The sequence below is a fragment of the Alistipes sp. CAG:268 genome (assembly GCA_000434235.1).
Taxonomy (GTDB): Bacteria; Bacteroidota; Bacteroidia; order Bacteroidales; family Rikenellaceae; genus Alistipes; species Alistipes avistercoris.
The window spans coordinates 1-6852 of the sequence record FR892004.1; the positions used below are offsets into that span (position 1 = coordinate 1).

General features: G+C 63.9%; 7 protein-coding genes and 1 pseudogene. 7 read left to right on the top strand and 1 reads right to left on the bottom strand.

Annotated elements, in window-relative coordinates:
* The first annotated feature begins 95 nt into the window (after positions 1–95).
* Complete coding sequence (locus QZL63_RS06540) at positions 96–485, top strand: hypothetical protein (protein WP_022308525.1); 390 nt, start codon at positions 96–98, stop codon at positions 483–485.
* A gap of 154 nt (positions 486–639) precedes the next feature.
* Positions 640–1443 carry a M48 family metallopeptidase gene (locus QZL63_RS06545; RefSeq protein ID WP_022308526.1) on the top strand — a complete coding sequence of 268 codons (804 nt, stop codon included), beginning with the start codon at positions 640–642 and terminating at the stop codon, positions 1441–1443.
* A gap of 106 nt (positions 1444–1549) precedes the next feature.
* Here QZL63_RS06545 and QZL63_RS06550 read toward each other — a convergent pair whose 3' ends face one another.
* Positions 1550–2461, bottom strand: coding sequence for a nucleotidyltransferase family protein (locus QZL63_RS06550; protein WP_022308527.1), 912 nt, complete (start codon positions 2459–2461; stop codon positions 1550–1552).
* Positions 2462–2612: 151 nt separating this feature from the next.
* On the opposite strand from QZL63_RS06550, the gene QZL63_RS06555 reads away from it, so the two are divergent.
* From QZL63_RS06555 to QZL63_RS06575, 5 genes and pseudogenes are all read left to right on the top strand, one after another.
* Positions 2613–3482, top strand: a complete 870-nt coding sequence (locus tag QZL63_RS06555; RefSeq protein ID WP_022308528.1) for a murein hydrolase activator EnvC family protein — start codon at positions 2613–2615, stop codon at positions 3480–3482.
* Between the two features lie 9 nt (positions 3483–3491).
* On the top strand, positions 3492–4643 hold the full coding sequence (gene dxr / locus QZL63_RS06560; RefSeq protein WP_022308529.1) for a 1-deoxy-D-xylulose-5-phosphate reductoisomerase: 1152 nt from the start codon (positions 3492–3494) through the stop codon (positions 4641–4643).
* A gap of 15 nt (positions 4644–4658) precedes the next feature.
* Positions 4659–5975: an RIP metalloprotease RseP gene (gene rseP, locus QZL63_RS06565; RefSeq protein WP_022308530.1), complete on the top strand. Its 1317-nt coding sequence runs from the start codon at positions 4659–4661 to the stop codon at positions 5973–5975.
* A 25-nt stretch (positions 5976–6000) separates the two neighbouring features.
* The gene (locus QZL63_RS06570; protein ID WP_022308531.1) at positions 6001–6555 is read left to right on the top strand and encodes a sugar O-acetyltransferase; all 555 of its coding nucleotides are present in this window, start codon (positions 6001–6003) and stop codon (positions 6553–6555) included.
* A 20-nt stretch (positions 6556–6575) separates the two neighbouring features.
* Positions 6576–6852: pseudogene (locus tag QZL63_RS06575) on the top strand (hypothetical protein); the annotation flags it as partial.

Consider the following 6852-nt stretch of genomic DNA (forward strand, 5'->3'; position numbering starts at 1 on the left):
ACGGATACGGCGACGACCGCCGCGACGACGAGAAACGGCGCGGGATACGGGGCCTGCTGCGCCGCATCTTCGGCAAACACAAAAAATAATTGACGATGGCCATACGCAATGCAATCATCGCCGTGGATTTCGACGGCACGGTCGTGACGCACGCCTACCCCGAGATCGGGGAGGATGCCGGAGCCGTGCCCGTGCTCCGCGAACTGACCGGCAACGGTTGCCGGCTGATCCTCTACACGATGCGGCACGGGGCGCTGCTCACCGAGGCCGTGGAGTGGTTTCGGCGGCACGGCATCCCGCTCTACGCCGTGAACGAAAACCCCGCGCAGCGGCGCTGGAGCTCCTCGCCGAAGATCCACGCCGACCTCTACATCGACGACAGCAACCTGGGCTGCCCGCTGCGCTTCGCCGAGGGCGAAAAGCGGCCCGTGGCCGACTGGACGCGCATCCGCGAACAGCTCGTGCGCGAGGGTTTTCTCGACTGAATGGCGGACGGACGCCTCCATCCGCCGCAGCGGAAGGAAGCGGAAGAGACGGAATGGCGGACGGACGAAGGCAGGAAGGCGAAATTCGCGCTTGCGAATTCGCCCCGCATTCGCTACATTTGCGTCGGAAAAACGACAACCGCAACCATCAAAAATGAAGAAGATCCTGATTTGGGGACTCGTACTGCTCGCCTCGGCAGCCGGGACCGGGAGCGCCTCGGCGCAGCTGAGAATCGGAGGCAGGAAGATCAACACGTCCAAACTACTCTCGGCCGGCAAGGATGTGGCCCAGGCCATTACACTGAGCGATAAGGACATCGCCGACCTGAGCCGCGAGGCGGTGGCATGGATGGACGAGAACAACCCGGTGGCACCCGACTCGTCGGAGTACGTCCAGCGGCTGAAACGGCTGACCGAGGGCATCACCGACGCCGACGGACTGCCGCTCAACTTCAAGGTATACCTCGTGACCGATGTCAATGCCTTCGCCTGCGGCGACGGATCGATCCGCGTGTTCAGCTCGCTGATGGACCTGATGGACGACGATCAGCTGATGGCCATCATCGGACATGAGATCGGGCATGTCGTGCATGCCGACGTGAAACACGCCATGAAAAACGCCTACCTGGCCTCGGCGGCGCGCAACGCGGCCGGTGCAGCCGAAGGGAGCGTCGTGGCGAAACTGAGCGAGTCGCAGCTGGGCGACGTGGTGACCGCCTTCACCGACGCGCAGTTCTCCCAGAAACAGGAGTATGCCGCCGACGAGTACGGCTTCGAGTTCGCCACCAGCCACGGATTCAGCCCCTACGCCATGTACAGCGCGCTGAACAGGCTCCTCGAGCTCTCGCAGGGCGAGAAGGCGTCGCGCGTGCAGAAGATGTTCTCGTCGCACCCCGACACCGAACAGCGGGCCGCCCGCATGAAGGAGAAGGCCGACGCCCTGGCAGCCGCGGAGTGACCCGGCAGGCTGCGGCGGAAAACGGAAAAACCCCGGACCTCCACGACGGAAGGTCCGGGGTTTTTCGGTCCACAGGGTCCCGGCGCGGCGCCGGAGCCCGGGATGGCTATTTCCAGAGGTCGCGCGGGTATTTGCCCTCGGCGATCATCGCCTCGATGGAGGCCATCAGCGCCGGCTTGTCCTCCTTGTAGGTGACGCCGTGCCACTGGGCGGCCGAGCGGAGCACGCGCAGCGAAGCCGTACCGTCGCCGATGAGCTTATTGACCATCGTCGGAATGTAGAACTCGGCCTTTATGTTTTCGCGGTTGGCCTCGAACCAGGTGCGGAAATACTCCTTCGAGTATGCGAAGAAGTCGGGCGTGAAACCGAACAGGTTCATCGAAACGGGTGTATCCTCGGCCAGCTCCTCGTCGGCGCCGCCGTCGTGGAAGACGATCTTCCCGTCGGGCATCCGCTCGATCTGCGTGCGCTCGACCATCGAGGTCAGGTTGCCCTCGCCGTCCACGCCGCAGACGCCGCGCGACACCGTGCCGTTCGACGAGAGGGTCTTGTTCAGGTCGTAGGCCACCATGCAGTAGCGGTCACGGCTTCCGTCGAGCTGCATCAGGTAGTCGGCGATGGTCTTGTAGGCCTCGGCACCGTAGAAGTCGTCGGCATTGATCACGGCGAACGGTTCGCGGATGGCTTCGGCAGCCATCATCACCGCATGGTTCGTACCCCACGGCTTGACGCGCCCCTCGGGAACCGACAGCCCCTCGGGCAGGTAGTCCAGCTCCTGAAAGACGAAGTCCACGTCGATGCGGCCGCCGAAGCGGGCCGGCGAGAAGACCTCCTGGAACTCCTTGGCAAAGGAGTGGCGGATGACGAATACGACCTTGCCGAAACCGGCACGGATCGCGTCATAGACCGAATAGTCGATGATCGCCTCGTTGTTCGGACCGACGCCGTCCATCTGTTTGAGCGACCCGTAGCGGGAACCCATGCCCGCGGCGAGTACGAGTAATGTAGGCTTTACCATACTTTTTTTCGTTCGTTTACGTTGATTCACAGTAGTACAAAGGTACGAAATTCCGACGGTATCCGCAAACTATTTCCCGAAATTTGGCAGTGCGCCCGCGTTATATTATCTTTGTATCTTCGAAACAAAACGCAATCTAACGGACCGAACGATGAAATTCCCGAATCTCAAGGCATGGTGGCGCGGACTCTTCCGCAAACGCCGCTTCAACATGCTCAACGCCACGGACAACAGCGAGGAGTGGCACATACACCTCTCGCCGGCCAGCATCTTCGCCGGAGCGGTGGCCGTGGTGCTCACGCTCTTCATACTGATCCTCTCGCTGGTGGCCTACTCGCCGATCCTCGAATTCCTGCCCGGATACCGGACCGAAGCGGACCGCTCGCGTGAAAACCTCATACAGAACATCATCCGCCTGGACTCGATGGAGCGCATGATGAACGACATGCTCACCTACAACGAAAACATCGGGCTGATCATGGAGGGCAAGACCCCCGTGGCGCGGACGCTGCCCGCCTCGGACAGCCTCCGCACGTCGAACAAGGTGCTCGTCATGCCCTCGCCCGAAGATTCGATTCTCCGCGCCCAGATGGAGGGAGACGGACCCTATTCCCTCGCAGGAGACGAAGGCTCCTCGCGGCGGAAGGTGCGCGAGTCGATCCAGCTCATGACCCCCATAGAGGGCATCATCACCGAAGGGTTCGACATCGCCGCAGGCCGTTTCGGCGTGAAGATCGCCGCAGCGGCCGGCGACCGCGTGGCCGCCGTGGACGGCGGGACGGTCGTACAGAGCCTCTGGACGCCCGAAAACGGATACACCGTGATCCTGCAGCACGCCCAGAACCTGCTGTCGGTATACCGGAACCTCTCCCGCTCGCTCGTGGCTACGGGGCAGACCCTGCGCCCCGGCGAGATCGTCGGCTACAATGCCGAGGCCGAAAACGGCGAGGTCCGGCTCTTCCAGTTCGAGCTCTGGAGCAACGGCAAGCCCGTCGATCCGGAGAGCTACATCGTCTTCTAAGAAGCAACCATGAAACAACGCCTTGCCATACTCGGATCGACCGGTTCGATCGGCGTGCAGACCCTCGACATCGTCCGCGAAAACCCCGACCGGTTCGAAGCCCGCATCCTCACGGCCCACGGCAACTGGGAACAGCTCGCCCGCCAGGCCCGCGAATTCGACGCCGACACGGTCGTCATCGCCGACAAACGATACTACACCCCCCTGCGGGAGGCCCTCAGCGACACCGACACGAAGGTCTTCGCCGGTGAAGAGGCCGTGGCGCAGGTCGCCGCAAGCGGCGCGGCCGACGTGGTGGTCAATGCACTGGTCGGATATGCCGGACTGGCGCCGACGGTGGCCGCACTCGAAGCCGGACGCAAACTCGCCCTGGCCAACAAGGAGTCGCTCGTGGTGGCCGGAGCCTACGTCATGCCCCTGGCCCGCGAGCGCCGCGCCCCGGTGCTGCCGATCGACTCGGAGCACTCGGCCATCTTCCAGTGCCTCGCGGGCGAACGCGCCGCGGTGCGCCGCCTGATCATCACCTGCAGCGGCGGGTCGTTCCGCGACCTCCCGCGCGAGGCGCTCGCCTCGGTAACCGTCGAGCAGGCGCTGCACCACCCCCAGTGGCACATGGGCGCCAAGATCACGATCGACTCCTCGACGCTCGTGAACAAGGGCTTCGAGGTGATCGAAGCCCACTGGCTCTTCGGCACGCCGGCCGAACGGATCGACGTGGTGATGCACCCGCAGTCGATCATCCACTCGATGGTCGAGTTCGACGACGGCGCGATCAAGGCCCAGCTCGGGACCCCCGACATGCGCATGCCGATCAGCTACGCGCTCTTCTTCCCCGAACGGGCACACCGACCGCAGGAGCGCTTCAGCTTCGTCGAGCATCCCCAGCTGACCTTCGCCGAGGTGGACCGCGTGAAATACCCGGCGCTCGACATCGCCTACGATTGCCTGCGCCGCGGCGGAACGGCTGCCTGCACGATGAACGGCGCCAACGAGGAGGCCGTGGCCGCCTTCCTGGCCGGGCGCTGCGCCTGGCTCGACATCGTGCGCGCCATCGAATATGCCCTGGGGCACGCCGCATTCGTCGCCGCACCCACGCTCGACGACTACGCCGCAGCCAACGACGAGGCCCGCACGCTGGCCGCCCGATTCCTCAACCTGTAAATCCGCACCTGCAACATGGACATACTGATCAAAATCCTCCAGTTCTTCCTCTGCTTCACGATCCTCGTGGGGATTCACGAACTGGGACACTTCATCATGGCGCGCGTGTTCCGCATCCGCGTCGAGAAATTCTACATCTTCTTCGACCCGTGGTTCTCGCTCTTCAAGTTCCGCCGCGGGCATACCGAGTACGGACTCGGGTGGCTGCCCCTGGGCGGCTACGTGAAGATCGCCGGCATGATCGACGAGTCGATGGACAAGAGCTACCAGCAGCGCGAGCCCCAGCCGTGGGAGTTCCGCGCAAAACCCGCCTGGCAGCGCTTCCTGGTGATGATCGCCGGCGTGGTGATGAACGTCCTGCTGGCCATCGGCATCTACATCGGCATCTGCTACACGTGGGGCGACGCCTACTTCGCCAACGAAGACGCCCGCTGGGGCTACAACTTCAACGAGGCCGGACACCGGCTCGGGTTCCGCGACGGCGACCGCTTCGTCTCGATCGACGGAGAGCCGGTGGACGACATCGCCGGGGCACTCAACGCACTGCTGATCACCGAGGGAGGCCGCAAAGTAGTCGTCGAGCGCGGCGGAGAGGAGATGACGCTCGACCTGACGCTCGAAGAGCTGATCGCCATGCGGCAGCAGAAGGGCTACGAAGGACTCTTCACGCTGCGCGTACCCTTCCTGATCGACAGCTGCGCCAGTGCTGCGGCCGTCGCGGCACTGCGACCCGGAGACGAGATCGTCGGGATCGACGACCTGCAGGGACTCGATTACCCGGCCTACCGCACCTACCTCGGCACTCGGGGCGGCGACTCGGTGCGCCTCGACGTGCTGCGCGGCGGGGAGCGGATGAGCATGGTGCTGCCCGTGTCGGAGGAGGGAAAGATCGGGGTCATCGCCCGCAATCCCTACTCCTACCGGACCCGCAACTACACCTTCGCCGAGGCGATTCCGGCAGGCATCCGCAAAACAGGCGACGTACTGGCCTCCTATTGGGAGCAGCTCAAGCTCATCGTGCAGCCCAAGACCAAGATGTACGAGGAGCTCGGAGGATTCATCTCGATCGGCAGCATCTTCCCCTCGCAGTGGGACTGGCAGGACTTCTGGATGAAGACCGCCTTCCTGTCGATCATCCTCGCGGTAATGAACATCCTCCCCATCCCGGGGCTCGACGGCGGCCACGCGATCTTCACCTTCTGGGAGATGGTCTCCGGGCGCAAGGTCAGCGACCGGGTGCTCGAAGCCGCGCAGTACGTGGGGCTGATCATCATCCTCATGCTCCTGCTCTACGCCAACGGAAACGACATCTACCGCTTCCTCCTCAAATAGGAGGGGCAAAAACAGGCTCCGCCGCATGAACGAACTCGAAAAGATGGCCACGGGCGAGCTTTACGACTTCTCGAAGCCCGAGATCATGGAGAGCTTCCGCCGCTGCCGGAAGCGTCTCGCACGGTTCAACGCCGCATCGCCCGACGAGGAGACGGAGTACCGCGCGGCGCTGGCCGGGCTCATGCCCGCATCCGACCCTTCGGCCACGGTCATCCCGCCCTTCCGGTGCGACCACGGGCACACGATCCGGCTGGGGAGGAAGGTCTTCGTCAATACGAACTGCACGTTCCTCGACAGCGGAGGCATCACGGTCGGCGACCACACGCTCATCGGACCCAACTGCCAGCTCTACACGCCGCAGCACCCGATCGACTACCTCGAACGCCGCCAGACGAAGGAGTCGGCGCGGCCGATCGTAATCGGACAGGACTGCTGGCTCGGAGGCGGCGTCATCGTCTGTCCCGGCGTGCGGATCGGCGACCGGTCGATCATCGCCGCGGGGAGCGTCGTCGTACACGACATACCCGAAGACTCGCTGGCGGCCGGAAATCCGGCCGTCGTGAAACGCAAGTTACGTTAAAACTTCAAAAAGGGAGACCCATGGAACAGACCCCGAAAAAGATAGACGCGGCAGAGACGGAGCCGCAGAACGGTCGGACCGACACGATGCAGGCACCGGCGGCCGAGGAGGCGATCGCACGGTGTGCAGCCGCACTCAGACGCCACCACTTCGACGTGGTCACGGTGAAGACGCCCGAGGAGGCGTTCGAGGTGATGCGTGCGACGGTCGAGGCCGAACAGCCGAAGCTCGTGTCGTTCGGCGACTCGATGACCATGCGCACCACGGGCATCGTGGAGTGGCTCCGCGCCGACAGCC